Annotated in this window: 25 protein-coding genes; 7 read left to right on the top strand and 18 right to left on the bottom strand. The window is 68.8% G+C overall.

Annotation, left to right across the window (positions count from 1 at the left end; translation table 11 throughout):
• Positions 1 to 13: 13 nt before the first annotated feature.
• The 7 genes from AC1DWT_RS15475 to AC1DWT_RS15505 all read right to left on the bottom strand — a co-directional run bounded on the left by AC1DWT_RS15475 (position 14) and on the right by AC1DWT_RS15505 (position 7,000).
• Positions 14 to 814: a DUF1295 domain-containing protein gene (locus AC1DWT_RS15475; protein ID WP_206013480.1), complete on the bottom strand. Its 801-nt coding sequence runs from the start codon at positions 812 to 814 to the stop codon at positions 14 to 16.
• Positions 811 to 2,115, bottom strand: coding sequence for an SAM-dependent methyltransferase (locus AC1DWT_RS15480; protein WP_206013479.1), 1,305 nt, complete (start codon positions 2,113 to 2,115; stop codon positions 811 to 813). The genes AC1DWT_RS15475 and AC1DWT_RS15480 overlap by 4 nt, the downstream gene beginning before the upstream one ends.
• Complete coding sequence (locus tag AC1DWT_RS15485; RefSeq protein WP_206013478.1) at positions 2,112 to 3,515, bottom strand: class I SAM-dependent methyltransferase; 1,404 nt, start codon at positions 3,513 to 3,515, stop codon at positions 2,112 to 2,114. Before AC1DWT_RS15485 ends, AC1DWT_RS15480 begins: the two co-directional genes overlap by 4 nt.
• Entirely contained in the window at positions 3,512 to 4,252 is a 741-nt protein-coding gene (locus tag AC1DWT_RS15490; protein ID WP_206013477.1) for a DUF1365 domain-containing protein, read from the bottom strand. The genes AC1DWT_RS15485 and AC1DWT_RS15490 overlap by 4 nt, the downstream gene beginning before the upstream one ends.
• Positions 4,249 to 5,589: an NAD(P)/FAD-dependent oxidoreductase gene (locus AC1DWT_RS15495; RefSeq protein WP_206013476.1), complete on the bottom strand. Its 1,341-nt coding sequence runs from the start codon at positions 5,587 to 5,589 to the stop codon at positions 4,249 to 4,251. The genes AC1DWT_RS15490 and AC1DWT_RS15495 overlap by 4 nt, the downstream gene beginning before the upstream one ends.
• Positions 5,582 to 6,229 (bottom strand): alpha/beta fold hydrolase, encoded by a 648-nt coding sequence (locus tag AC1DWT_RS15500; RefSeq protein ID WP_206013475.1) that lies wholly within the window; start codon positions 6,227 to 6,229, stop codon positions 5,582 to 5,584. The genes AC1DWT_RS15495 and AC1DWT_RS15500 overlap by 8 nt, the downstream gene beginning before the upstream one ends.
• 105 nt (positions 6,230 to 6,334) lie before the next feature.
• On the bottom strand, positions 6,335 to 7,000 hold the full coding sequence (locus tag AC1DWT_RS15505) for a fasciclin domain-containing protein (protein ID WP_072948122.1): 666 nt from the start codon (positions 6,998 to 7,000) through the stop codon (positions 6,335 to 6,337).
• A 207-nt stretch (positions 7,001 to 7,207) separates the two neighbouring features.
• On the opposite strand from AC1DWT_RS15505, the gene AC1DWT_RS15510 reads away from it, so the two are divergent.
• The gene (locus tag AC1DWT_RS15510; protein ID WP_477921271.1) at positions 7,208 to 7,810 is read left to right on the top strand and encodes a lipocalin family protein; all 603 of its coding nucleotides are present in this window, start codon (positions 7,208 to 7,210) and stop codon (positions 7,808 to 7,810) included.
• Here AC1DWT_RS15510 and AC1DWT_RS15515 read toward each other — a convergent pair.
• Complete coding sequence (locus AC1DWT_RS15515; protein ID WP_206013473.1) at positions 7,789 to 9,270, bottom strand: SDR family oxidoreductase; 1,482 nt, start codon at positions 9,268 to 9,270, stop codon at positions 7,789 to 7,791. The two genes, AC1DWT_RS15510 and AC1DWT_RS15515, sit on opposite strands and share 22 nt — an antisense overlap.
• A 59-nt stretch (positions 9,271 to 9,329) precedes the next feature.
• Between AC1DWT_RS15515 and AC1DWT_RS15520 the strand changes: the two genes are divergently transcribed.
• Positions 9,330 to 10,682: a TIGR01777 family oxidoreductase gene (locus tag AC1DWT_RS15520; RefSeq protein ID WP_206013472.1), complete on the top strand. Its 1,353-nt coding sequence runs from the start codon at positions 9,330 to 9,332 to the stop codon at positions 10,680 to 10,682.
• On the opposite strand, the gene AC1DWT_RS15525 is transcribed toward AC1DWT_RS15520, so the two are convergent.
• The 3 genes from AC1DWT_RS15525 to AC1DWT_RS15535 all read right to left on the bottom strand — a co-directional run bounded on the left by AC1DWT_RS15525 (position 10,663) and on the right by AC1DWT_RS15535 (position 13,356).
• Positions 10,663 to 11,031, bottom strand: coding sequence for an MmcQ/YjbR family DNA-binding protein (locus AC1DWT_RS15525; RefSeq protein ID WP_206013471.1), 369 nt, complete (start codon positions 11,029 to 11,031; stop codon positions 10,663 to 10,665). The genes AC1DWT_RS15520 and AC1DWT_RS15525 overlap by 20 nt on opposite strands.
• A gap of 77 nt (positions 11,032 to 11,108) precedes the next feature.
• Entirely contained in the window at positions 11,109 to 11,936 is an 828-nt protein-coding gene (locus tag AC1DWT_RS15530) for an acyl-CoA dehydrogenase family protein (RefSeq protein WP_241031334.1), read from the bottom strand.
• A 259-nt stretch (positions 11,937 to 12,195) separates the two neighbouring features.
• The gene (locus AC1DWT_RS15535; RefSeq protein ID WP_206013470.1) at positions 12,196 to 13,356 is read right to left on the bottom strand and encodes an RNA-guided endonuclease InsQ/TnpB family protein; all 1,161 of its coding nucleotides are present in this window, start codon (positions 13,354 to 13,356) and stop codon (positions 12,196 to 12,198) included.
• Between the two features lie 233 nt (positions 13,357 to 13,589).
• Between AC1DWT_RS15535 and AC1DWT_RS15540 the strand changes: the two genes are divergently transcribed.
• Together AC1DWT_RS15540 and AC1DWT_RS15545 are read left to right on the top strand one after the other, a co-directional pair.
• Complete coding sequence (locus AC1DWT_RS15540) at positions 13,590 to 14,330, top strand: alpha/beta hydrolase (protein WP_241031333.1); 741 nt, start codon at positions 13,590 to 13,592, stop codon at positions 14,328 to 14,330.
• 43 nt (positions 14,331 to 14,373) lie between these two features.
• Positions 14,374 to 14,793, top strand: a complete 420-nt coding sequence (locus AC1DWT_RS15545; RefSeq protein WP_095862716.1) for a carboxymuconolactone decarboxylase family protein — start codon at positions 14,374 to 14,376, stop codon at positions 14,791 to 14,793.
• 9 nt (positions 14,794 to 14,802) lie between these two features.
• On the opposite strand, the gene aztD is transcribed toward AC1DWT_RS15545, so the two are convergent.
• From aztD to aztB, 4 genes are all read right to left on the bottom strand, one after another.
• Positions 14,803 to 15,990: a zinc metallochaperone AztD gene (gene aztD / locus AC1DWT_RS15550; RefSeq protein WP_206013469.1), complete on the bottom strand. Its 1,188-nt coding sequence runs from the start codon at positions 15,988 to 15,990 to the stop codon at positions 14,803 to 14,805.
• Between the two features lie 76 nt (positions 15,991 to 16,066).
• Complete coding sequence (gene aztC / locus AC1DWT_RS15555) at positions 16,067 to 16,978, bottom strand: zinc ABC transporter substrate-binding protein AztC (RefSeq protein WP_206016006.1); 912 nt, start codon at positions 16,976 to 16,978, stop codon at positions 16,067 to 16,069.
• Between the two features lie 5 nt (positions 16,979 to 16,983).
• The gene (locus AC1DWT_RS15560; RefSeq protein WP_206013468.1) at positions 16,984 to 18,246 is read right to left on the bottom strand and encodes an ABC transporter; all 1,263 of its coding nucleotides are present in this window, start codon (positions 18,244 to 18,246) and stop codon (positions 16,984 to 16,986) included.
• Positions 18,247 to 18,258: 12 nt separating this feature from the next.
• Positions 18,259 to 19,113: a zinc ABC transporter permease AztB gene (gene aztB, locus AC1DWT_RS15565; protein WP_206013467.1), complete on the bottom strand. Its 855-nt coding sequence runs from the start codon at positions 19,111 to 19,113 to the stop codon at positions 18,259 to 18,261.
• An 18-nt stretch (positions 19,114 to 19,131) separates the two neighbouring features.
• Between aztB and aztA the strand changes: the two genes are divergently transcribed.
• Complete coding sequence (gene aztA / locus AC1DWT_RS15570) at positions 19,132 to 19,767, top strand: zinc ABC transporter ATP-binding protein AztA (RefSeq protein ID WP_206013466.1); 636 nt, start codon at positions 19,132 to 19,134, stop codon at positions 19,765 to 19,767.
• Here the strand turns inward: aztA and AC1DWT_RS15575 are convergent.
• The 3 genes from AC1DWT_RS15575 to AC1DWT_RS15585 all read right to left on the bottom strand — a co-directional run bounded on the left by AC1DWT_RS15575 (position 19,748) and on the right by AC1DWT_RS15585 (position 22,007).
• Positions 19,748 to 20,140, bottom strand: a complete 393-nt coding sequence (locus AC1DWT_RS15575) for a VOC family protein (RefSeq protein WP_095862717.1) — start codon at positions 20,138 to 20,140, stop codon at positions 19,748 to 19,750. The two genes, aztA and AC1DWT_RS15575, sit on opposite strands and share 20 nt — an antisense overlap.
• 25 nt (positions 20,141 to 20,165) lie before the next feature.
• Positions 20,166 to 20,639, bottom strand: a complete 474-nt coding sequence (locus AC1DWT_RS15580; protein ID WP_095862280.1) for a VOC family protein — start codon at positions 20,637 to 20,639, stop codon at positions 20,166 to 20,168.
• Between the two features lie 90 nt (positions 20,640 to 20,729).
• The gene (locus AC1DWT_RS15585) at positions 20,730 to 22,007 is read right to left on the bottom strand and encodes an MFS transporter (RefSeq protein WP_206013465.1); all 1,278 of its coding nucleotides are present in this window, start codon (positions 22,005 to 22,007) and stop codon (positions 20,730 to 20,732) included.
• Between the two features lie 230 nt (positions 22,008 to 22,237).
• On the opposite strand from AC1DWT_RS15585, the gene AC1DWT_RS15590 reads away from it, so the two are divergent.
• Entirely contained in the window at positions 22,238 to 24,304 is a 2,067-nt protein-coding gene (locus AC1DWT_RS15590) for an acyltransferase family protein (protein WP_206013464.1), read from the top strand.
• A gap of 16 nt (positions 24,305 to 24,320) precedes the next feature.
• Positions 24,321 to 25,058 carry an IclR family transcriptional regulator gene (locus AC1DWT_RS15595; protein ID WP_095862281.1) on the top strand — a complete coding sequence of 246 codons (738 nt, stop codon included), beginning with the start codon at positions 24,321 to 24,323 and terminating at the stop codon, positions 25,056 to 25,058.
• Positions 25,059 to 25,108 lie beyond the last annotated feature (50 nt).

Consider the following 25,108-nt stretch of genomic DNA (forward strand, 5'->3'; position numbering starts at 1 on the left):
GCCGGCACGGTGCTCACCGCTTCGGTGGCAGGGGAAGGAAGTAACTGGTTCGCTGCTGGTATTCGGGGTAGCCGGGACGCTGTGACATCGACTTCTCGAGCAGCCTCGCCCCCGTCGCGAACACCAGGAAATACGTCATGACCACGGGGGCCAGCACGGTGACGGCGCCGGGCCACACGCTTGCCGCGATCAGCCACAGCCCCCACCACACGCAGGAGTCGCCGAAGTAGTTCGGGTGCCGCGTCCACGCCCACAGGCCGACGTCCATGATCTCGCCCTTGTGGGACGGGTCGGCCTTGAACGTCTTCAACTGGTGGTCGCCGACCGATTCGAACACGACGCCGATCACCCACAGGAGGACACCGAGCACCACCGCCACCGCGCCGACTCCGGATGCCGGACCGAGCACGGCCGACACCTGCAGCGGCAGGGAGACGAACCACTGCGCGAATCCCTGGGTGAGGAAGATCTTCCTGATGACGACGCCCGGCGAGTCGCCGCCGGCCCGGTCGAGCATCTCCTCGTACCGCGGGTCCTCGCCCTTCCCGGCGGACTTCGTGTACATGTGCCAGGTCAGCCGCAGACCCCACACCGCGACGAGCACGAACACCAGCCACCGGCGCAGCGCGTCGCCGTCGCCGAGGACGGCGGCCACGAACGCCACCAGGACGAAACCGAGGCCCCACGTCACGTCGACGACGTTGTAGCGCCCGATCCGGCGGCCGACGAGGAACGTCGCGGCCTGCAGGATTGCGAGCACCAGCAGGCTCGCCGCGGTGACGGCGCCGAAATCCGACCAGTCGAACCCGTTCATCGGAGCACGCCGGAACCTGTGGAATCGGCCCGCACCGCGGGCATCAGTGACTGGCCCGCCGCGGTCGGTTTCACGGCCAGGATCTGATCGACGCCCATGCGGCCCTGCGCGAAGCTCATCCCGCCGCCGACGAGGTACAGCCGCCACACCCGGGCCATCTCCAGCCCGACCATCGCGACGACGTCGTCCCAGCGGGACTCGAACTGCTCCAGCCACGCGTCGACGGTCCAGACGTAGTGCTCGCGAAGGCCATGCACGTCGCGCACCTCGAGCCCGGCTCGTTCGAGGTACGCGACGCTCTCGCCGACCGGACGCATGGTCATGTCGGGAGCTATGAACGACTCGATGAACGGGCCGCCGCCGGGATGACGTCCGGTGCGCGACATCTGCTGGATCAGCACCCGCGCACCGGGCTTCGCGTTGTCGTAGAGGGCCTGCGCGTACCGGGCGTAGTTCTTCTCGCCCACGTGCTCACCCATTTCGAGGGAGGCGACGGCGTCGAACGGCCCGTTGGGGACCTCCCGGTAGTCCTGGAGTCGGATCTCGACGTGGTCCTGCAACCCGCGTTCGGCGATCCGCTCGTCGATAAAGGCCTTCTGCTCCCGGGAGATCGTGACCCCGACGACCCGGGCGCCGTACGCGGATGCGGCGTGCAGGCTCAGCGACCCCCATCCGCAGCCGACGTCGAGCAACCGCATGCCGGGTTCGAGCCCGATCTTGCGGCACACCAGGTCCAGCTTGTCCCGCTGTGCGTCCTCGAGCCGGTAGTCCGGATCCTGCGGTGCGCCCGGCGCATTCCGGGTGAAGTACGCGCAGGAGTAGGCCATCTGCGGGTCCAGGATCAACGAGTAGAAATCGTTGGAGAGGTCGTAGTGGTGGCTGATCGCTGCGCGGTCGCGCAGCAGGCTGTGCAGCCGGCCGCGGATGTTCGCCTGCGTGGCGGGTGCGGGGAGGGGGCCGCCCACGACACCCAGTTTCGCGGCGACGCGCAGCACCTTCGCGATCGTCGACGGGCTCGGCCGCACTCCGCTCAGCCCGCGCTCGCGGGCCACCGCCCACACGTGTGCCAGGGCCTCGCTCAGGTCGCCCTCGACGTCGATCTCACCCGTCACGTAGGCCTGCGCTGCCCCGAGTTCGCCCGGGTTCCACAGCAATCGGCGCAGGGCGTCGGGACTGCGCAGCACCACCTTCGGCGCCGTCGCCGGGCCGGCGGTGCTGCCGTCCCACGCGGTCAGGTGCACGGGCAGTTCGCCGCGGACGAGCGGACGCAACGCCTTGTCGAGTTCGGCGGCCACGGTCACGGTCGTGCTCCCGTCTTGTCGAGGACGAGCTGCTGGACGTCGATGTAGCCGGAGCGGAACCCGGCTTCTGAGTAGCAGAGGTAGAAATGCCACATCCGGCGGAACGTCTCGTCGAATCCGAGTTCCTCCGCCTGCGTGCTGTGCGCGGCGAACCGCTCGTTCCACAGCCGCAGCGTCTCCGCGTAGTGCTGTCCCATACTCAGGCGTTCCCGCACCCGCAGCCCGGTGTGTTCGGCGGTGACGGATTCGATCGCCTCGGTCGACGGGAGGAACCCGCCGGGGAAGATGTACTTGTGCACCCAGGTGTAGGTGTTGCGGGTCTGCAGCATCCGATCGTGCGGCATGGTGATCGCCTGCAGCGCAACCCTTCCTCCCGAGGCGAGGAGCTTGTCGAGTACCCGGAAGTAGGTGGCCCAGTACTGGTGCCCGACGGCTTCGATCATCTCGACGGAGACGATGGCGTCGTATTCGCCGTCGACGTTGCGGTAGTCGAGCAGGTCGATCTGCACGACGTCCGAGTGTCCGGCCTCGGCGACGCGCAGGCGGGCCAGGCTCTGCTGTTCGCTGGACAGCGTCACGGAGCGGACCACGGCGCCGCGTTCCGCCGCCCGGATGCACAACTCTCCCCAGCCGGTCCCGATCTCGAGCAACCGGGTGCCCGCGCCGACACCGGCCTCGTCGAGCAGCCGATCGATCTTGCGGCGCTGCGCGTCCGCGAAGTCGTCCCACTTCGGGGTGACCTGCGGGACGGGTGCCCGCAGGACGGTCACGTCCCGGACCTGCCCCACACGCGTCGGCGTCGACGAGAACAGCGCGCTCGAGTACGTCAGCGTCTCGTCGAGGAACGTCTCGAACATCTCGTTGGACAGGTCGTAGTGCCGGGAGATATTGGAGCGGGTGTTCTGCTCGGTGTTACGTTCCTGCGCCGGGTGTTTGGCGACATACAGTGCGCGCAACCGCTGCAGTGGGCGAGGAATGAGCGTCGCCATCCGGGAGGCGAACACGCTGAGCACCGCGGCGAGATCCGGTGACGTCCAGTCGCCGGCCATGTAGGACTCGCCGAATCCGATCAGTCCCCCCGTCCCGACCCGCCGGGCGAATGCGTCGGGATTGCGGATGATCATGCGGGGCAGGATCTCCTGCTCCCGGCGTGCCCCCACCAGGGTGCCGTCGGGATACTCGATGCGGACGTCGAGGTCGGCGGCCGCGCGGCGGAACAGGCGGTCGGCGACCTTCGCCGACGCCGCGGCACGCACACCGGTCGGCACGTCGGCCAGCCCGGGCCAGATCCGGTTGTCGATCCGCGGGTTCTCGCCGGTGAACTCCTCGTCGACGAACCCCTCACCGGCCGTGCTCACGGCAGGCGACCCGTCCGTGTCGGTGTCCTTGTTCCTTCTCACTGAACTGTCTCCTTCTGACGGCCGTCGGGCCGGGCCATGACGGGAAGTCCACGGGCCCACAACGTGATTCCCTGGATGCGGATACGAGCCGACACCACGAGAGGTGCCAGGGGAGTGCGCAGTTGAGTCCTCAGAACCGTCCGGCTCGTGGCCGGTTGCCGCGTCCCCCGCACCGTCGCGGTGAACGGTCCGTGCCCGTCGCGGTGGAGAACCACGTTCAGGGAGAGGGTGTCGCCGGGTTCGGGGAACCGCATGTCGTAACGACCGCTCACGTCGTTGAACGGTGAGACGTAGAACTGCTTGTCCACCTCGGCGCGGTCGTCGCCGTCGGGCCGGATCAGATAGCTGTGCCGCTGACCGTACGTGTTGTGCACCTCGGCGATCGCGCATCTCAGGGTGCCGTCGACGTCGTGGCACCAGTACACGCTGAGCGGGTTGAACACGTAGCCGAGCACCCGCGCGTTGAGAAGGGCCGTCACCCGGCCCCCGCAGAGGTCGACTCCCTGTCCGGCGAGGAACGCATCCACCCTGCTGCGCAGCGTGTCCGTGGCGGCGGCCGGATCCGGTTCGAGGTGGTCCCCGGCGCGGAAGCGGGCGAACGGTCCGAGCCACCGCGGGAGGCGAGGAAGGGCGTCCACGTCGACGTACCAGCTGTAGCTCGTGTACTCGAAGCTGTTGCGGACCGGTTCGATGCGCGCGTGCCGGATCCTCGTCGAGTAGATCGCGGGCGCGGTCACGACACCGTCTCCCGTTCGTGGGGTCGTGCGGCCTGCGCATCCCACGAGCGGCCGACGCGTTCGGCGGCGCGCAGTCCCGAGAGCGCCCCGTCCTCGTGGAACCCCCAGCCGTGGTAGGCGCCGGCGAAAGCGAACGTGCCGGAACCGAGTTCGTGCAACCGCGACTGCGCCGCGACGGAATCGGGGGTGTAGACGGGATGTTCGTACGTCATCTCCGCGACGACCTTCGACGGGTCGACGAGGTGCTTCCCGCCGAGCGTGACGAGGAACCGCCGGTCGCGCACCGTGTCGAGGCGCATGAGCCGGGTCATGTCGTAGGTGACGACGACGCCCGCCGCGTCCTTGTCGTCGGCGGGAGTCAGGTAGTTCCAGGAGGCCCGGGCGTGCTCGGCGCGGGGCAGCATCGACACGTCGGTGTGCAACTGCGCGTGGTTCACCGAATACGGCATGGCGCCCAGGATCTCCGCCTCGAGATCGGAGGCGTCGCCGAGCATGGCGAGCGCCTGACGGGGGTGAACGGCGATCACCACGGCGTCGAAGTACCGGACGTCGCCGCGGCCGTCGACGACGCACGTGCCGCCGTCCGGGGTGCGCTCCACCTGCTGCACCGGGGTTTCGAGAAGAATCTCGTCGACGTGTGCCGCCACCTTCTCGACGTAGCGGGCGGACCCGCCGGTCACGGTGCGCCAGGTGGGTGAGCCGAAGACGGTGAGCATTCCGTGGTGGTCGAGGAAGGTGAACAGGTAGCGGGCCGGGTAGCGCGCGGCGGTCGCGGGATCGCACGACCACACGGCCGCGACGAGCGGGGTCATGAAGTTTTCGACGAAGTACGGGCTGAAACCGTTGCGGGCCAGGAATTCGCCCAGCGGTTCCTGCGCGCCGGACTCGCCGGCCGGGGTGTCGAGCACGGTCCGGGCACGGCGGTGGAACCGGAGCACCTCGCCGAGCATGCGCCAGTAACGTGGCCGGGCCAGGTTGCGGGCGGTCGGGAACAGTCCGCGGAGGCCCTTCGCGCCCGCGTACTCGAGCCCGCTCGCATCGGATCGGATCGACATCGACATGTCGGAATCCTGGGTGGCCACGTCGAGTTCGGCGAACAGGCGCAGCAGGGTGGGGTAGGTGCGGTCGTTGTGCACGATGAAGCCGGTGTCGACGTCCACCTCCACACCCGAGTCCAGCGTCAGGTGGTGAGTGTGGGCGTGGCCGCCGAGACGGGCGTCGGACTCGTAGAGGGTGACGCGGTCGTGGCGGGACAGAACGTAGGCGGCGGTCAACCCCGCGACGCCGCTGCCGATCACGGCGACGTTCCTGCGTCCGAGCTTCTCCGAATCATGCATGGCGACCTGCCTTCCGGTCTGTCGGTGCGGGGACGACGCCTTCCGCGGCGAAGGCGTCGAGAACGAAATCGGCGATGATGCGATGCCACCACCACGGCCGGGTGAGCATGAAATGGCCGGCTCCGGAGAGCGGATGCCAGGAGGCGTTCACTCCGCGCGCCAGTGCCTGTTCGGTCTGGATCCGGGAGGCGACGGGGTCCGTCCAGCGGTCGGCGGTTCCGTGCGCGACCATCAGGCTGCGGTCGGCAGGCACCAGATCGGCGTCGGATTCGGGCCACCAGGGTGCGAGGGCGGCGATCGCCCGGACGTTGTCGAGGTCGGCGAGGTGCGCGGCGACGCGGCCGCCCATCGAATGCCCGACGACGGCGACGGGGACGTCCCCGAACCGCAGTCGGGCCCGCTCGAGGGCCATCCGGGCGTCGTGCACCGGGCTGGCCTCGGGGGCGTTCCATCCGCGGACCCGGTACTGCAGCCGCTGCACGGCGATGCCGTGGGGTCCGAGCGTCGACCTCAGGGACCGGGCCAACCAGATCATGCGCAGGTTCGACAGGTGCCAGCAGCGTGACGGGTCCTGACTGCGTGGTTTGCCGCCGGGCAGCACGAGCACGTACGCCGGGGCGGTGGGTGAGCCTCTCTCCATATCAATTATTCGGAGCTGACTGTGCATCGGATGGGCGGACCCCACACCCGCACGTGAGTGGGAAAGCGTGCCGGACCACGCTTTCCCACTCACGTGGGGGGATGCCTACTGGGGCATCAGGACGGAGTCGACCAGGTACACCGTGGCGTTGGCGGTCTGGACGCCGCCGCAGATGACGCCTGCGTCGTTGACCTTCAGGTCGTCACCCGAACCGGTGACGGTGACCGTGCCGCCCTCGACGGTCGTGTGCTCGCCGGCGATGTCACTCGGCGCGATCTGGCCGGGGACCACGTGGTACGTCAGGACCTTGGTGAGCAGGGCCGGGTCGGTCTTGAGGGTCTCGATCGTGGCCGGGTCGACCTTCGCGAACGCGGCATCCACCGGCGCGAAGACCGTGAACTGCCCGCTGTTCAGCGTGTCGACGAGGTTGACCTGCGGGTTGAGCTGACCGGACACGGCGGCGGTGAGCGTGGTGAGCAGCGGGTTGTTGGATGCGGCCGTCGCAACCGGATCCTGCGCCATGCCACTGACCGAACCTGCGCCGTCCGGAACCGTCTTCGCGTACTCGGCGCAGCCCGGGCCGACCAGGTTGGCGGCGGGATCGGCCATCGCGGACGAGGTCATCGAACCGGACGACATCGACTCGGACGTCATCGCCTCCGAAGCGGAGCCGCTGCTGGACGAGCCGCTGTCGTCCGACGAACACGCCGAGCCCAGCAGGGCCAGGGACGTGCTCGCGGCGACTGCCAGGACTCGTGTGGTGATCTTCATCAGAAATTGCCTCTCTCCGGTGTGAGTGCGGGGGAGCACCATCGACAGGCATTCGGAGCGGTCTTCGGAACGGATGGGTCGAAAGTTCTCTCGCAGCGACCCATCCGATCCGGAATGGGCATCGAATACCCCGAGAGAGGGTGCTGCGCCGGCCCTCTGTTTCGGCTGCCCGTTTTCGTCGACCGCATGATGTTGAAAGGATTCGAGATGACACCGTCGAAGGTCCGTGGGATCGCCGCCGCGCTGTCGGCCGCCGCCGCGGCTGTACTGCTGGCGGCCGGCCCTGCACACGCTCAACCGGGTGCGCTCGCCCCCGTACCATCCCTCGACGTCCAGAGGTACCTGGGCACGTGGTATCAGTTGGCCGCTGTGCCACAGCCGTTCAATCTCGACTGCGCGCGGGACACGAGGGCGACGTACGGACTGATCGACCCGTCGAACGTCAGCGTCGCCAACAGGTGCACCACGTGGGCGGGTGGGACGAACGGGATAAGGGGCAACGCGCGCGTCAACGATCCGGTGACCAACGCGCAGCTCCACGTGAGTTTCCCGGACGTGCCGTTCCAGAGTGCGGCGGACGGTCCCACCAATTATGTGGTCACCTACATCGCCGACGACTATTCGTGGGCGCTGGTCGGTGACCCGGCACGGGTGTCGGGTTTCGTGCTCTCCCGCACTCCGGCGGTCGACGACGCGGGGTGGAAGCAGATCCGGCAGGTGGTGGAATCGCGGGGCTACAACTCGTGCCTGTTGCTGACGTCCCCGACCACCRGTGGCAGAGAGGGGATTCAGCCGCTCTGCACGGTCTGACGGGCCGCCGACCCGGTGATGTTCTCCATCATGCCTTTGAAGATGATTCCGTGGAACGGCAGGATGGAATACCAGTACAGCCGCCCGGCCAACCCTTTCGGGAAGAAGATGGCGCGCTGATCGAGCCGGGACCGGTCGGGATCGACACTGTGGACGGTCCATTCGAGCCACGCCCCGCCCGGTGCCCGCATCTCGGCGCGCAGCCGGAGCAGCGACCCCCGGTCGATGCGTTCGACCCGCCAGAAGTCCAGGGGGTCACCGGTGTTGAGCTGCTTCGGGTTCCGGCGTCCCCGCGTGAGCCCGACGCCGCCGACGACGCGGTCGAGCCAGCCGCGCACGGACCACGCGAGTGGGAAGGAGTACCAGCCGTTCTCGCCGCCGATGCTCTCGACGACGGTCCACAGCGTTGCGGCGTCGGCGTCGCAGCCCTTGGTGCGTTCGTCGGTGTAGACGACCTCACCGGCCCAGTCGGGATCGGACGGCAACGGATCGGAGGGGGCGCCGACCGGGGACGCACTGGCCCACGTCGTCTCCACCTCGCCGTTGTCGATGCGCCGCAACGCCAATCGGACAGCGTCCCGGTACGTCGTCAGGCCGGCCTTCGGCGGCGGGATCACGTCGTCGATGTCGTGCTCGCCTGCGACGGCGTCGTTGTGGAGTGATTCGATCAGGGCCCGCCCGAGTGAGCGGGGGATCGGGGTGACCAGACCGATCCACAGGCCCGCGAGTTTCGGGGTCAGCACCGGGAGGACGAGGATGCGACGCTGACGCAAACCGGCGACCTCGGCGTACGTCTGCATCATCTCGCCGTAGCGGAGGACGTCGGGGCCACCGATGTCGAACGTGCGACTGCGCGGCAACGGCGCCTCGGCCGCGGCGACGAGGTAGTGCAGCACGTCGCGGACCGCGATCGGCTGAATCTTGTTGTTCACCCACCGCGGCGTCGTCATCACGGGGAGCCGGTTGGTGAGGTGGCGAATCATCTCGAACGATGCCGAACCGGAGCCGATGACCACCCCGGCCTGCAGAACCATTGTGGGGACACCGGAGTCGACGAGTATCCGTCCCACCTGGGTGCGGGACCGCAGGTGCGGCGAGAGATCCGCCGAATCGGGATGCAGTCCGCCGAGGTAGACGATCCGGCCGACACCTGCCGTGCGGGCCGCCTCGGCCACGTTCTCCGCGCTGATGCGTTCGGCCTTCTCGAACTCGTCCGACCCTCCCATCGAGTGCACGAGGTAGTAGACGACGTCCGTGTCCGCGAAAGCGGCAGAAAGGGATTCGGGGTCACTCAGATCGCCGCGAGCGATTTCGACGTCGGACGCCCACGGAACGTCGGTCAGTTTTTCCGGTGAACGCACCAGTACCCGCACCCGGTGGCCGGCTTCCGCGAGCCGGGGAGCGAGGCGTCCGCCGATGTATCCGGTGGCTCCGGTGACCAGTACACGTAACTGCGTCATTCCCACACGCTACCCGTCGTTGTCACCGCCGCGCGGCCTGTCGCGACTATGGTCGGGTCATGGGCATCGTGCATTCGAGCGTGGTCGAGGCCTCGCGGGACGAGTTGTTCGCCTGGCACACCAGGGCCGGGGCGTTCGCCCGGCTCTCACCGCCGTGGCAGCCGCTCAGTCTCGCGAAGGAATCCGAGTCTCTGGAATCGGGTCGTGCCGAATTGCGCATGCCCGGCGGCCTGACGTGGGTCGCGCAGCACGACGCGAAGGAATACGACCCTCCGCACCGGTTCGTCGACTATTCGGCCGCCCTGCCGCTGCGCCTGCTGGTGCCGTGGCGGCACACGCACACGTTCGACGTGGTGTCCGAGGACCGGACCCGGGTCACCGACCGGGTCGACACCATCGTGCCCGGTCAGTTCCTCCGGTCGACGTTCGTCTACCGGCACCGTCAACTCGCCGACGACGTAGACCGGCACCACTGGGCGTCCACGCTCCTGCCCGGCCCCCTCACGATCGCGGTGACGGGCAGTTCGGGGCTCGTCGGCTCCGCCCTGACGGCGTTCCTGAGCACGGGCGGGCATCGGGTGATCCGTCTCGTGCGCCGCGCTCCCAGCACGCCCGACGAGCGGCGCTGGAATCCGGATGCGCCTGCCGCGGACCTGCTCGACGGCGTCGACGCGGTGATCCACCTGGCAGGCGCGTCCATCGCGGGACGGTTCACCGACGGTCATCGCCGGGCGATCAGGGACAGTCGTATCGAACCCACGCGGCGGCTCGCGGAGGTGGCGGCCGCGTCCGGGCAGGGACCGAAGACGTTCGTCAGTGCGTCGGCGATCGGGTACTACGGGCCCGACCGCGGCGACGAGGTGCTGCACGAGCAGGATGCGCGGGGCGACGGCTTCCTCGCCGACGTCGTGGCGGACTGGGAGGACGCGGCGACGCCGGCAGCGGACGCCGGACTGCGGGTGGTGCAGGTCCGCACGGGGATCGTCCAGTCGCCGAGCGGCGGTGTGCTGCGCCTGCAGCGGCCGCTGTTCGAGGTCGGACTCGGGGGTCGCCTGGGCGCCGGAACGCAGTGGCTGTCGTGGATCGACATCGACGATCTGATCGACGTCTACCACCGCGCCGTCGTGGATTCGGGGTTGAGCGGGCCGGTGAACGCGGTGGCGCCGAATCCTGTTCGTAACGAGGAGTACACCGCGGTCCTGGCGTCGGTGCTGCATCGACCGGCCTTTCTTCCGGTGCCCGATTTCGGTCCGAAACTGCTGCTCGGGGAACAGGGTGCGCGTGAGCTCGCCCTGGCCGATCAGCGGGTCGCCCCCGGCAAGCTCGAGGGTCGCGGCCACCGGTTCCGGCGGCCCGACCTCGACACGGCGCTGCGCCACCAACTCGGCCGGTTCAGGACGGACGAGGGGTAGCGTGCCCCGCGTCGTACGCCGCCACGACCCGCTTCGGGGCGGTGAGACGCCACGCCTCCTCGACGAGTTCGGCCAGTTCTTCGGAGTCGACGCGGTCGAGGACGACGTCGATCCAGCCCCACCGTCCGAAGAACGGTGCGACCAGGAACACGTCGGGATCCTCCTGCAGCAGCGCGGCCTGCGTTTCCTTCGTCGCCTTGAGGCAGACGGTGGGCGCGCCGTACCCGACGAGGCCGAACATCTTCTTGCGCACCCGGAACGTCGGTTGGTCGCCCCAGTTCGCGATCACCACCTCGTGCGCTTCCGGCAACGCCAGCATCATCGCGCGCACGTCGTGTTCGGTGGGCATCACAGCTCCTGGGCAGGCGGTCGGTGGTTCGCAGACCTTTATAGCCCCGATCACCGACAGCCCGGACCGCGGCACGCTCAGACGAAGGCGAACTCGTCGCCGGCGTGGAACTTGGCGAGCGATTCGGAGACCGACCGCCGCGACGGCGGATGGAAGGCGAACGCGTGCACGGCGGCGGTGAGGTAACCGATGTCGGAGGACTTGATGAACGCGATCCCGCCGAGCGATTCGACGGCCGCCGAGGACGCGCGGACCAGCGCGTCGCGAATCGCGATGCGCGAGAAGAGGAGACGCACCGAGATGTCCTGCCCGCGTTCGCCCTCGTCCACCGCGCGGGCGATGTTCTCGACGGCGCCCATGGCGTTCTCGATATCGGCGGCGGCGCGCACATAACCCTCGTAGTCGTCCTTGCCTGCGGCCAGCAGTCGTTCGAGTAGCGCGCTCGCCGCACCCAGGTAGTTGGCGGTGACGAGCATCCCGAACCACAGATATCCGGTCATCTCGTGTTGCCCCTCCGGGTCGTCGGCACCGTTGAGGAGGACGAGGTCGGCCGGTATCTCGACGTCCTCGAGGTGTACCTCGTCGCTTTCGGCACCGGCGAGGATCGGTCCTCGTCCATTGCTTCCTGCGCGAACCGTTGAGGGTGGCGAGCGACACATGGTGCATGGTGGTGGCCGCGCCCAATGAGGGTGACCCTGCTCCCGATCGCCCGCTGCACTCGCACGGCCCCAGCCCGCCGGATTCTTTGGAGATGGCCAGTGCGGTGCCGCCTGAGCCCCGAAGCGACCGATCGCTCCGCTGTCTCTGCTGTCGAGGGTGAGCAGGTGTGACTCGTCAAGGTAGGTGGCGAGGTCGAGCAGAAAGGACGTCAGCGCTGCGTGTTCACGGGCCATCAATGCGGTCATGACACTCCTCGAATTGTTTTCAATCCGGATATTCCGAAATATCCACAGGGGCACGAGCGATGGCCTATCAGACCTGCCTGGTCGGCGTCGGTCACCAAATCGGATCGGCGACGCTCCGGACCAATGGAGGTATCCCGATCGTGCACACCGCGAGGAGATTGGTATCGATGGCTATCAACGTATCCGGCCCTGCCGGGCCGGATTTGCCAGTCGCGCCCCTGACTGGCTGTCAGGGACCCGCCGACTGTAGGCCGGTTGATTAGACGGCCCGATGACTTCGCGTCGTAATCGTGTACTGGACATACCCGCGGTAGGCGATGTTCAACGCGGCATTGTGATCTGCCTGATCGGCATGCCCGCACATCCGGCACACGAACCGATCCTGTGTGGTCCGGTTCGCCTTGTCGACGTGTCCGCACGGATAGCACGTCCGCGAGGTGTTACGTGGATCGATCACCACCAGGGGAACGCCCGCCGACACGGCTTTGTAGGTCACGAAGTCCCGCAACTGTGCATACGCCCACGAGTGCAGTTGTTGCCGCTGAGCCTTGGCCAGCCGTACCCGCTCGCGGATCCCGGAAAGGTCTTCCAGGACAATCCCACGACCGGTGCGTTGCGCCTGAGCAACAATGGTCTTCGAAATCTGATGGTTGATATCGGTGGCGTACCGATGCTCCTTGTCACGACGCCGTCGCAGCTTCCGCTTCGCCGACTTCGACCCGACCTTCTGCAGGGCCCGCCGGGTCCGCGCGTACTTGGTGCGGCGCGCCGTGACCGCCCCACCGGACCAGTCCGCCGACGCCGCAGTGTCATCGGAGGTCACCGCGAGATTTACGATCCCCAGATCGACGCCGAGGAACTCCTGGACCACCACCGGTTCGGGTGTCGGGACGTCGACAGCCGCGTAGAGGAACCACATGTTGTCGCGGAACACGAGATCTGTTTCACCGCAACGGTGCTCCAGCAGTTCGCGCTGCCACGGCGCGCACACGTACCGCACCGCCTTGAGTCGGCCTTCGCTCGTCCAGATACTGATCGTCGAATCCTGCTGTTGCCAGGAGAGGCACCGATCATCGAACGGTTGCGCCGCCAACGCGCGGAACCCGATCGCCGTGGCGGCGATATCCGTGGCGCGCTTGCCGCCACGCGGGCCGTAATTCCCGGCTGCGAGGTTCGCGGCTCGCGTCGCGTAGGCGTCCGCGACCTTCTTGATCGTGCGGACCGCTGGTTGCGCCGACAGCCCCAACGCCTTCAACTGGTGGTAGACGGTCTTCTGCAGGGCGAACGCACGGCGATCCTCGACCGCCTGCGCGACTCGCGACACCACGTCGGCGGCGGTGTTACACAACACCAGAGTCTCGTGCAGGGCACGCGCCTGCGTGTCGGTGGGTGCGAGTTTGATCTTCACCACCCGTTTCACACCCGCACCCCCCTTCACCGCGCGCCGGGTCGAATATTTTGTGGTCCAAAGAGTATCGGCGAGGCGCTCTGATCCGATGCTCACTCACTGTGAGGAGATCATGGCAGAGGGGTGTGACAAGTTCGGTGTGACCGCTGAGCGAGTGCAACGGCGACGCCGATCACGTACATCTGCTGATCCACCACCAACCAGCCAGTCAACGGTGTCTCTGCGATATCTACTCCGGACAGTGGGTGACGGCGGGCGAGACCGTCGTCGATTCGACGCGCCTCACCGAGGCGACCGGCTGGGCGCCGACGCTGACTGCCCGGGAGTCGGCGGCCGTCATGATCCTGCTGCAGGGGAAACCCCTGTTGCGCAGAGAGGATGCCCTGGAACGCCGCATCGCCTGCGAGGCCGCGCTGGAGCCGGCGTCCGAATTCGTCGGAGTCGACGGCCGCGGCCTCGAACACGTCCAGATTCCCGCGGCCACCGGAGCCGTGCACGCCGAGGTCCACGCGGCACGGTCGGGCGGCGCAGCCACCGTGGTGTCGAGCGGCGCAGCCACCGTGGTGCTGCCCGCGCCGCCCGGACTCCACGCGCGGTATCTCACTCCGCTCGCCGTGGAGTTGGCGGAGAACGGCGTGAACGTCGTCGTCGCGGATCTCCCCGGGCACGGGCTGAGCACCGGGAAGCGCGGTCTTGCGACGGCGGCCGGGGTGCACGACGCCCTGGCAGTCGCGCTCGGCTATGCGCGGATCCGGTTCGGCGGCACGCCGCACGTGGTCAGGGTGGGTGACGCGACCGCGCCCGTGTCGCGGCCCGGACGCCGGCGGTCGTGGGTCGCCGGATCGCGGACTCGCGCGACCGTCAACCCCGCCGACGGACTCCTGCCGCGCAGACTGCGGTACGAGGGTGGGCTCGAGCACCTCCCGCACGCGTACTCCGCCCGCGGCGTCACCTCGGTCGTCCACTCCGATCGAGTCGACTCGTAGAGTGACCCCTGAATACGCGGACGCCGTGAACAGGAGTGAACCCATGACCAGTGAAGAAACCGGCAAGCGGAGCCCGGCCGTCGAGGCGGGTCTGACGGTGCGGCGTGAGGTGATGGGTCACGACTTCGTCGAGCGGGCGCTCACCCGGACCGCGGGGACCGACAGTGAGCAGTTGCAGGAATTCGTCACCGAGCACGTCTGGGACGCCGTGTGGAATCGGCCGGGGCTGGACCGTCGCAGCCGCAGCCTCCTCAACCTCGGCATGCTCATCGCGCTGCGGGCGCACGGTGAGCTGAAGGGCCACGTGCGGGGTGCACTGCGCAACGGTCTGACCCGCACCGAGATCGTCGAAGCGGTGATCCACGCGAGCGCCTACTGCGGGGCCCCCGCCGGTCTGTCGGCGATGGCCGTAGTGCAGGAGGCGCTCGACGCGGAACTGGGACCGCTCGAATCCCAGGACTGACGACCCGACTCAGCCTGTCACACCGGTGATCTCGTTCGGGGTCTCCGGCAGATCGGCGTGTCCGGACACGGACCAGGTGTCGAGGTCGATCGTGTGGATCTTCTTGTTCGCGGGATCGGTCACGTAGGCCGTGTGGTCCTGCACGTACAGCGCGGGACGCGGCGACTGCCACTGGTCTGGCTCGGTCCACGGCTCGAGGATGTCGACGGTGCGGCTCACGGCCTTGGTGTTCGGGTCGATCACGTGCAGGGCGCCGTCGGTGCCGAGGACGAGGGCCTCACCGTGCGGGGCGCGCCCGAGCGACCGGAACGTGTAGCTGGTGCCCAGGTCGACGAGGGTGAGCTGTCCCGTGGCGGTGTCGGTGAGGGAGACCCGTTCGGGGCGTTCGAGTTCGGCGTCCGGGTCGGTCTTGTAGTCGCCCAGCATGATCGGGGAGTTCTCGTCGCCGGCCTGGTTGCCGATGCGCCCGTAGGGGTCGGGGCTCGTCACCTTGGTGATGACGCCGTCCCGGTAGATCAGCAGGCCGTTCTGGCATCCCACGACCACCGTCTCGTCGGCGGCAACGGCCTCCCCGTGCACGCCGGGGCAGTCCTCGTTGCGCGCGATCTCCTTGCGGTCGCGGTCGAGTACGACGATGCCGGTGCGCTCGTCCTCGTTGCCCACGGTGGTGAGCAGGCTGCCGTCGGAGAGTTCCACGGCCACACCGTGATGCGCTTCCGGGGTCGTGAACTCGGTGGTGTCCGGGGTGCCCTGGGAGAGTGCGGCCGGGTCGAACACGCGCACCAGTCCGGTGCCGTCGTCGAACAGCACGGTCTTGCCGTCGTGCCGGACCACGTGCCCGGGCGTCTTCGCCTCGAACGCGACGTCGGTGAGTGCGGGTGCGGTGGTGTAGTGGCTGCCGCCGTCGGTCCAGGTTCCGGTGTCGAGGGCGGTGAAGCTGTTGCCGGTGCTGATCAGCACGTGCCGGTCGTCGCCCGCGGGGTTGAGCCGGGTGAAGCCGTCCACCTCGGCCGAGCCGACCACGTCGAGGCTCTGCGCGTCGAGGACGAGCACCCCGCCGTCGTAGCTCAGTGTCAGTCGTGGCGTGGCCGCGTCGGTGGTGGTCGCTTCGGCGGTGCCGGAGTCGGTGGAGCAGGACGTGAGAAGTGCCGCCGAGAGTGCCACGGCGGCAACGGCGGTGGGTCGGGGTCTACGCATAAGGGTCACCCAGGAGAAGTAACCCTTTTTGCAAACGGTTGTCAAAGTCGTAAGTGTGCATGTGGCGATGCATCGACTACGACAACCCCTGCGCGATCGCCAGGGAATTGGAATCCATCATCTCGATGTACGTGCCGGCCCCCGAGCCGGGTTCACCCAGTGATTCCGTGAACAGCGAGACCACGTCAACCGGAACGCGTGCTTCCGACGCCAGCACCTGTGCGAGTCGATCGGGCTGGGAGGAGTCGACGAAGATCGCGGGCACCCTCGCCGCCGTGACGGTCGCGGCCAGGTCCGACAGATCCGACGCGCTGGGCGACGCCAGGGTGGTACCGCTGGGAATCACCGCCCCGATCGTGTCGAAGCCGAAACGCTGTGCCAGATAGCCGAACACGTGATGGTTGGTCACCAGTTTGCGTCGATCGGGCGGGACGGTCGCGAACCTGTCCGTCATTCGGGCGGTGAGTTCCGCGAGTTTCCGGGCGTAGCCGTCCGCGTTCGTGCGGACAGCATCCGCGTCGATGTCCGGCACGTGTTCGATCACCGCGTCGCGGATCAGGGCGACCGCGTCCCGCATGCGGTCCGGATCGGTCCAGACGTGCGGATCCATGGTGCCCGAGGACTTTCCGGAGCGATATTCGATCGGTCGCACGGCCTCACCGATCTGCAGGATCGGGACTCCCTCCGCGCGCGCGGTGTCGACGGTCTTGCCGATTCCTTCCTCGAGGCCGAGCCCGTTCGATACGAGGAGGTCGGCGCGTTCCACCCGCGCGGCGTCCGAGGCGGAGATCTCGAACGAATGGGGATCGGCGCCCCTCGGCATCAGCACCGTGACGTCGGCCCGGTCGCCGACGACGTTCTGCACCAGGTCGCCCAGAATGTTCGTCGTCACGACCACGACGGGACCGTCGGGCGAGCCCGGCGTGCACGCGGTCACCGGCAGCACCGCGAGTGCGGTCAGGAGGGCCAGCGGCAGCAGGCGCCGCATCCTCGTCACAGCCCGACCACGCCGAGGGTGGACGCAGAGACGCCGATGTCGAGGATTCGCGCGACCCGGGCGTTGTCCCGGAAGTCGATCTCGGCCACCGACTTCGACGCGGGATCCGACACGTACGCGCGGGTGCCGCCGACGACGATCACCGGTGGGGTCGAGGATGCCTGGCTCGGGTTGTGAGGGCGTGCCAGGACGCGGGACGACGCGGTCTCCGCGCCGGACTGCGCGTCGTACACGCGGAAGGTGCCGTCGGCGAGGACGGCGAACACCGAGCGTCCGTCGCCCGCCAGCGCGACGTCCAGCGCCCGGTCCGGGGTCCGGACGTGCGTCCACCCGCGGGTGCGCGCATCGAAGACCAGCAGCCCGTCGTTGGTGGCGGCGGGTCCCGCGGAGGCGACGTGAAGCGGCAGGCCGTCGTGTCCGCGGAGCGCGGTGGGACGGGTGGCGGCGCCGATGCCCGCCGGGTACGCAACCTTCTCCGACGTCCAGGTGCCGTCGCCGGCGGTCGCGAGGAACAGTCCGTCCTCGCACGCGCCCAGCACATGCGTGTCGGATACGGCCGCGCCGTTCAGGTTCGGGCAGGCGGTGTCGAAGCGCTGCGGGACCGCACCGTCTGTGGTGTGGAGTTCGAGCGTGCCGGTTCCGGTCGCGGCCGAGTGCGAGACCACGAATCCGTCGGCGATCGGCAGGGCGACCCCGTGGTGCGGGGCGTCGGCCCGCACGACCGTGTCGACGTCGATGCTGTCCTTGCGGAGGGCGGCGAAGTCGATCACGCGGGCGACGCCGTCGCCGTCGAAGAACGTCGCGACCTTGTCATCGCCCTCGATCACGCGCGCCGGCCCGGCGCCGTCGAGGGTGCCGAGTTCGACCGGGTCCTTGGTGTACGAGTGGGTGTGGTCCCCGTGGTCGATGGTCCAGGTGCCGGCGTCCACGACGTGCACGGCGCCGCCGGTGCCGTCGACGGCGAACGCGTAGCGGTCCTTGACCGTCGTCAACTGTGCCGGGTTGTCGTACTCGAACGAATGGAGGGTCTCGGCGGTCGCGAGGTCGAGGACGGTCACGCGGCCGGAGTCGGCGTCCGACACGACGAGCCGGGGTTCCGGCCCCTCCACCTCGGTGGATCCCGCCTCGGCGGCGAGGTCGCTACCCGGCTGGGTCAGGCCGCCGGGGGAGGCCGCCTCCTCCGGTGGGGACGCGCAGGCGCCGACGGTCAGCGCGGCGACCGCGGCAATCGCTGCGCGGGCGAGGGTCGTGTTCGGCATTCGGGGCTCCATCTATCGAACGGGTATCGGAGTGGGTGACACGGCAGGTCGGAGTCGTCGCGATGCCGACCGGATGACGGCGGCGACGAAGAATTGGAGAACGGCGAGCCCGGTGATCGTCGCGCCCGCGGCGGTGTCGGCGTTCCACGACACGATCAGTCCTGTGAGCGTCGCGGACCAGCCGAGCAGTACGGCAATGGCCATCGTGGCGCCGATCGACCTGCCGAACAGCGCCGCGGTGGCCGACGGAGCGACGAGAAGTCCGAACACGAGCAGGGTGCCGACGATGCGGAACGACGCGACCACGGCGAGGACCACGAGCGCGAGCAGGGCGAGGTGCGCCCACCGGGGCCGCAGCCCCAGGGTGTGGGCCTTGCGTTCGTCGAAGACGAGGGCGACGAACGGGCGGTACGCGATCACCGAGACGATCCCGGCTACCGCGGCCGCCGCGGCGAGCCAGATCAGGTCGCCGCGCGTCGCGGACAGGACGTCACCGAAGAGGAAGGCGGTGAGATCGACCGCGAACGATCGTGCGCGCGAGACGATCACGACACCCAGTGCGAGCATGCCGACGAACAGCAGGCCGATCCCGGTGTCCTCGGACAGTCGCGAGTTCTTCGACACCCACGCGACGCCGAGAATCATGACGACCGCGCTGGCGGCCGCGCCGACGAGGAGATTGGCGCCCGCGAGATAGGCAACTGCCACGCCGGGCAGCATGCCGTGCGAGATGGCCTCGCTCATGAAGGCCATGCCCCGCAACACGACCCACGTGCCGACGAGTCCGCAGAGGACGGACACCAGCATGCCCGCGAACAGGGCGCGCTGGACGAAGGACACCGTCAGGGGGTCGAGTAGCCATTCCACTCTGCTAATCTAACGATAATGATTGTCGTAAGCGAAATCGCGGTCCGATACGGTTCGACCCCGGCGTTGAACGGTGTGAGTGTGTGCCTCACACCGGGCACCGTCACGGCCGTGGTGGGACACAACGGTTCGGGGAAGTCGACACTCCTGCAGTGCCTCGCCGGCATCGCGCGTGTCACGTCGGGGCGGATCGACGGCACGGACGGGCTGCGCACGGCGTATGTGCCGCAACGACATGCGGTGAGCGAACAGCTACCGCTGACCGTGCGTGAGGTGGTGGCCATGGGCGCCTGGCAACGGCGCGGAGTGTGGCGGCGGCTCACCCCCGGCGACCGCGACGCCGTCGACGGGGCGCTGAGCAGGCTGGGTCTCGCGGATCTCGGCGCGCGGCCGATCGGCGCGCTCTCGGGCGGGCAGCGTCAACGCGCCCTGCTCGCGCAGGCACTCGTGCAACGCGGCGACCTGCTGCTCCTCGACGAGCCGACCACCGGACTCGACGCGCACGCCCGCGCGGTGATCGGCGACGTCGTCGGCGAAGAGGCCGCGCGGGGTGCGATCGTCGTGACGGCCACGCACGACTCCGGCGACGCGGAACGCGCCGATCAGGTGCTGACCCTGTCGGCGGGGATGCCGCTCACCCCACTTCGACGATGACGAGTTTGTTGCCGTCCGGATCGCGGAAGTAGAACATGGGCGGCACGTAGTCGCCCATCCGCAGGACCTCCGCATCCACGTCGACGCCGCTCGCCGACAGGGTGGCATGGTCGGCGTCGGCGTCCGAGGTGGTGAGCCGGATGCCGGTCTCGACGCCCACCGGGACACCGTCACGGGTGGGCACGAGCGCGATCGACGTGGCCGAACCCGGCGGCGCCACCTCCACCCACCGCTGACCGGGGCTGAACTCCGCATCCATGCGACGCTCGAAACCGAGTGTGCCCACATAAAATTCGAGCGACCGATCCTGATCGGTCACGGGAACCGCCACCGTGTGCACCCCGTTGATGTGGGTCTTGCCGTCTTCGGTCATGCCGTCCACCTCCCGTCGGTAGGCGTCACGCCTGCTCGGCTGCCTTCTCGAGTTCGGCGACGTCGAGTTTGCGCATCTTCAGCATCGCCTGCATGGCACGCTGCACCTTCGCGTCGTCCGGGTCGCGCATGAGTTCGTACAGCCGCTCTGGGACCACCTGCCAGGACACGCCGAAACGGTCCTTGACCCAACCGCATTGGCTCTCCTCGCCGCCGTCGGTGAAGGCGTCCCAGTACCGGTCCACTTCTTCCTGGTCGGCACACAGGATCTCGAAGGAGATGGCCTCGTCGAACGTGAACTGCGGGCCGCCGTTGAGCGCGATGAACGGTTGTCCGTTGATCTCGAAGGACACGGTCAGCACCTGTCCCTCCGGGCCGGGAGTGTTCGGACCGTAGTGGGTGACCTCCGTGATCCGCGAGTTCGGGAACAGGGAGGTGTAGAACTTCGCGGCCTCTTCGCCTCGAGTGTCGAACCAGAGACAGGGGGTGATGGGTTTCATGGCGCATTCCTCTCGCGGGTCCTCGTCGGTTCATCCTCGCCGATATAGACCGCGCCTGCGCCCGAAACTCATCGGACCGCTGTCAGGAGTTCAGTGCACCGTCCGGGTGGACGAGATGGCGATCGCTCCGAGCAGCCCGACCAGGGCGAAGGCATAGAACCCCCACGGGACCGCGTAGCCGGCGCCCAGCAGGACACCGCCGAGGATCGGGCCGCAGATCGCGCCGACCCGGCCGACACCCGCCGACCAGCCGAGGGCGGTCGCGCGGATCTGCGGCGGGTGGTTGGCGCTCGTGAACGCGTAGACGAGAACCTGTGCGCTGAACACGAAGCAACCGGCGAGGAACACCAGGGCGTAGATGCCGAACGACACCTTGACGCTGAGCAGGGCGAGGAACACCGCGGCGCCCGCGAACCAGATGATGGCCGCGGTGCGCGGACCGATCTTGTTGGCGACGCCGCCCGCGATCAGCAGTCCGACCACCGCGCCGGCGTTGAGGATCAGCAGGAACGTCAGTGACGCGCCGAGGTCGTAACCCGCCTCGCGCATGATCGTCGGCAGCCACGTGTTGAGGCCGTAGACGAGCAGAAGTCCCATGAAGGAGGTGACCCAGATGGCGATGCTGTTGCGCAGGAACGGCCGCGAGAACAGGGCGCGCACCGGGTTCGCCGACGGCGCGACGGGAGCGTCGGCGGCGGGGGCCGCTTCCAGTTCAAGGCCGTACTGCTTCGCGATGGCCTCCGCCTCGGCGCGCTTGCCGTGCGACAGCAGGTACGAGGGGGACTCGGGGAGGTGGCGGAGCATCAGCGGGATCAGGACCACCGCGGGAAGGGCGCCGACGACGAACATCGAACGCCAGCCGAACGGTTCGATCAGGACGATCGCCAGCGCCGCCGTCGCGACGGCACCCACGTGGTATCCGGTCATCAGCAGCGTCGACGCGGATCCGCCGCCCTGCTTCTTCGAGAATTCGTTGACGAGGGCGAGCGCGGTCGGCAGCGCGCCGCCGAGGCCGACACCGGCGAGGAAGCGGAACAGTCCGAACAGGAACGGGTTAGGTGCGACCGCGCAGAGGAGAGTGAGGATCGAGAACGCCGCCACCGCGTACAGCAGGGCGCGCCTGCGTCCGATGACGTCGGTGAGCGTGCCGATGACGAGCGCGCCGATGGTCATGCCGACCAGGCCGAACGTCGAGATGAACGTGATCGCGCCCGTCGACAGATTCCAGTCGCTGTACTCGCGGAGCGAGGGGATGACGGCACCGAGGACGACCAGGTCGAACCCGTCGAGTAGCACGGCCACCCAGCAGAGGGGCGCGACCCAGAGGGCGGTGGAGGCGCGGGCGGCGCTTCGTTGGGAAGTGGTCATGATGTCCTCGACATTCGGTGATCTCCGCAGGGCGTTCGCGATGCGAACCCTAGTTCTGTAGGCGCACTCATTGTGTGGCGCGCCATAGTTGCCTGTCAAACATGGCCACTCCACATGTGGGCGGTCCGCCGACCCTGGGCGTGCGCCCAAAATCACCGCCGGTTGGTCAAGGCTTGGTAAACCCCGTGTGGATAATCGACCGGGTACGAGTCGATGAGCCAGGACGGACTGTGAGAACCAACCACCAGGTGGCTACCAGCCGTCCGCGCGCCGCCGCGTCACCGTCGACGGCCGGCGGCTACCGGTACGACCTCGACGGACTGCGCGGCATCGCGATCGCCCTGGTCGTTGTCTATCACGTGTGGTTCGGGCGGGTGTCCGGCGGCGTCGACATCTTCCTGGTGCTCTCCGGCTTCTTCTTCACCGGCATGCTCGTGCGCCGGGTGGGTGCGAACTCCGGTGTGTCCATCGCGGCCGTCCTGCGGCGCACGGCCCGGCGGCTGCTGCCTGCACTGGTGGTGGTGACGGCCGCGACGGCCGTCGTCACCGTCGTGCAGCGGCCCTTCACACAATGGTCCGGGATCGCCGATCAACTCCTCGCGTCGCTGCTGTACGTGCAGAACTGGCAACTGGCCCGGACCGCATCCGACTACGCCGCCGCCGACGCGTCCGTCAGTCCGCTGCAGCACCTGTGGTCGATGTCCGTGCAGGGGCAGTTCTACGTGCTCGCGCTCGCGGTGGTCGCGGGAGTGGCCTGGACGTGCCGGCGCCGGACCGGTCTCGTGCGTCCCCTGCTCGGCGGCATCCTCGGTGCGGGGTTCCTGGTGTCGTTCGGCTACGCCGCGACGCTGTCGCAGGACCGCCAGTCGTGGGCGTACTTCGACACGTTCGCGCGACTGTGGGAGTTGCTCGCGGGCGCACTGCTCGCGCTCGTCGTGCACCGGGTCGACCTGCCCCGCGGGTGGCGGGTGGCACTCGCGGTGTCGGGGTTCGCCGTCGTGCTCGGGTGCGGATTCCTCGTCGACGGCGCCGCCCTGTTCCCCGGCCCGGCGGCCCTGATTCCGGTCGGCGCGGCGGTGGCGCTGATCCTCGCGGGTGCCGGACCGTCCGAGCAGCCGGGGGTCGTGACGATGATGGCGTCGCGGCCGTTCGTCGAACTCGGTGGCCTGGCCTATTCGCTGTACCTGTGGCACTGGCCGATCCTCATCTTCTACCTCACGTGGCGGGAGCGGCCCGCGGTCGGAGCGCTCGGCGGACTCGCGGTGATCCTCGTGTCGCTGGTGCTGGCGTGGCTCACCCAGCGGCTGATCGAAACGCGGTTCCAGACGGGGTCGGCCCGTCCGGGTCGGGCGCTCACCGCGCTGATCGCGATCCTCGGCGTCGCCGTGGTCGGTTCGGCGTCCGGCTGGCACGCGTACCTCGCCCGCAACCCGGAGACCACCGCGCGGGTCGGCGAGCTGGACCCGTGGCTGTACCCGGGCGCGGCGTCGCTGACCGACGGCGCGTTCGCGCCGCGCACCGACATGCGGCCCACCCTGCTCGAGGCGCCGGGAGATCTTCCGCCGCCGACCGTCGACGGCTGTATCTCCGATCTGAGCACCCGCGACGTCGTGACCTGCGTGTACGGCGACGTCACCGCCGATCGGACGATCGCCGTGGTGGGCAGTTCCCACGCCGAGCACTGGATGCCCGCGCTCGACCGCATCGGGCAGCAGCGCGGCATCCGTGTCGAGACGTATCTCAAGATGGGGTGCCCGCTGACCGTCGCGGACGTCCCGCTGCTCGCCGGCGAGCCGTATCCCGACTGCGGCGACTGGTCCCGCGACGTCCTGGACCGGCTGCGTGACCACCGGCCGGACTGGGTGTTCTCGACGTCCTCGCGTCCCAACGAGGAGGGGGCCGGCGACGTCACCCCCACCGACTACGTGGGCCTGTGGGAGCGGCTCGCCGATTTCGGGCTCCCGTTCCTCGGCATTCGCGACACCCCGTGGCTGCACCACGACGGCGTCCCGTATTCGGCGGTCGACTGCCTGGCCGACGGCGGCGACGCCGACAGTTGCGGACTGCCCCGCGACGACGTGCTGGCCCCGGACAACCCGACGGTCGAGGCGGCCCGCGACCTGCCGTCGGTGCATCCGCTCGACCTCACCGACGCCGTCTGTGACGTGGCGATCTGCCGTGCGGTGCAGGGAAACATCCTCGTCTACCACGATTCGCACCACCTCTCGGCGACGTATGTCCGGAGCCTCGCCCCCGAACTGGACCGGCAGGTCGGCATGGCCACCCGCTGGTGGTGACCGGGATACTGACGGCATGTCCGAAGACGACCGCAGCATGCTGGGACGGGCCTTCCTGGTGCTGGGGTCGTTCACGTCGGAACGTCCGCGGCTGTCGCAGTCGGAGCTGAGCCGTCGCACCGGGCTGCCGCTGCCCACCGTGCACCGGCTGTGCCGTCAGCTCGTCGCCAACGGCGCGCTCGAACGCGTCGACGACGGGCACTACGAGATCGGGGTGCGGCTGTGGGAGTTGGGTGCGCTCGCGCCCCGCGCCCACGGGCTGCGGCAGGTGGCGTTGCCGTATCTCGAGGACCTGTACGAGGCGACACGCGAGAACGTGCAGCTCGTGGTCCGGGAAGATCTCGAGGCGCTGTACATCGAGCGGTTGTCGGCGCGCGGGGCCGTGACCGTCGTCGGCAGGGCCGGTGGCCGGCTGCCGCTGCACGCGTCGAGCGGCGGTCTCGTGCTGCTGGCGTTCGGCGGCAAGGACCTGCTCGACGGGGTCCTCGCGGCGGGCCTCGAACGCTTCACCCCGTCGACCATCACCACCGAACATCGGCTGCGCAGCACCCTCGACGACATCCGCCGGACCGGGTGGGTCACGTGCCGTGAACACCTCAACATCGGAACGCTCGCCGTGGCCGCGCCGGTGTCGCGGTCGACGGGGGAGGTGGTGGCCGCGGTGTCCGTCGTGGTTCCGGCGGAGAAGGATCCCGCGCCCCTGATCCCGGCCGTGCGGGCGGCGGCGCGGGGCATTTCCCGTGGCGTCGCGTAGCTCGTCTTTCACTCAGTGAAAGCAGGGGTGTTGCGGGCCGCTTCTTCGAA

Source organism: Rhodococcus sp. P4_B6 (assembly GCF_056402215.1).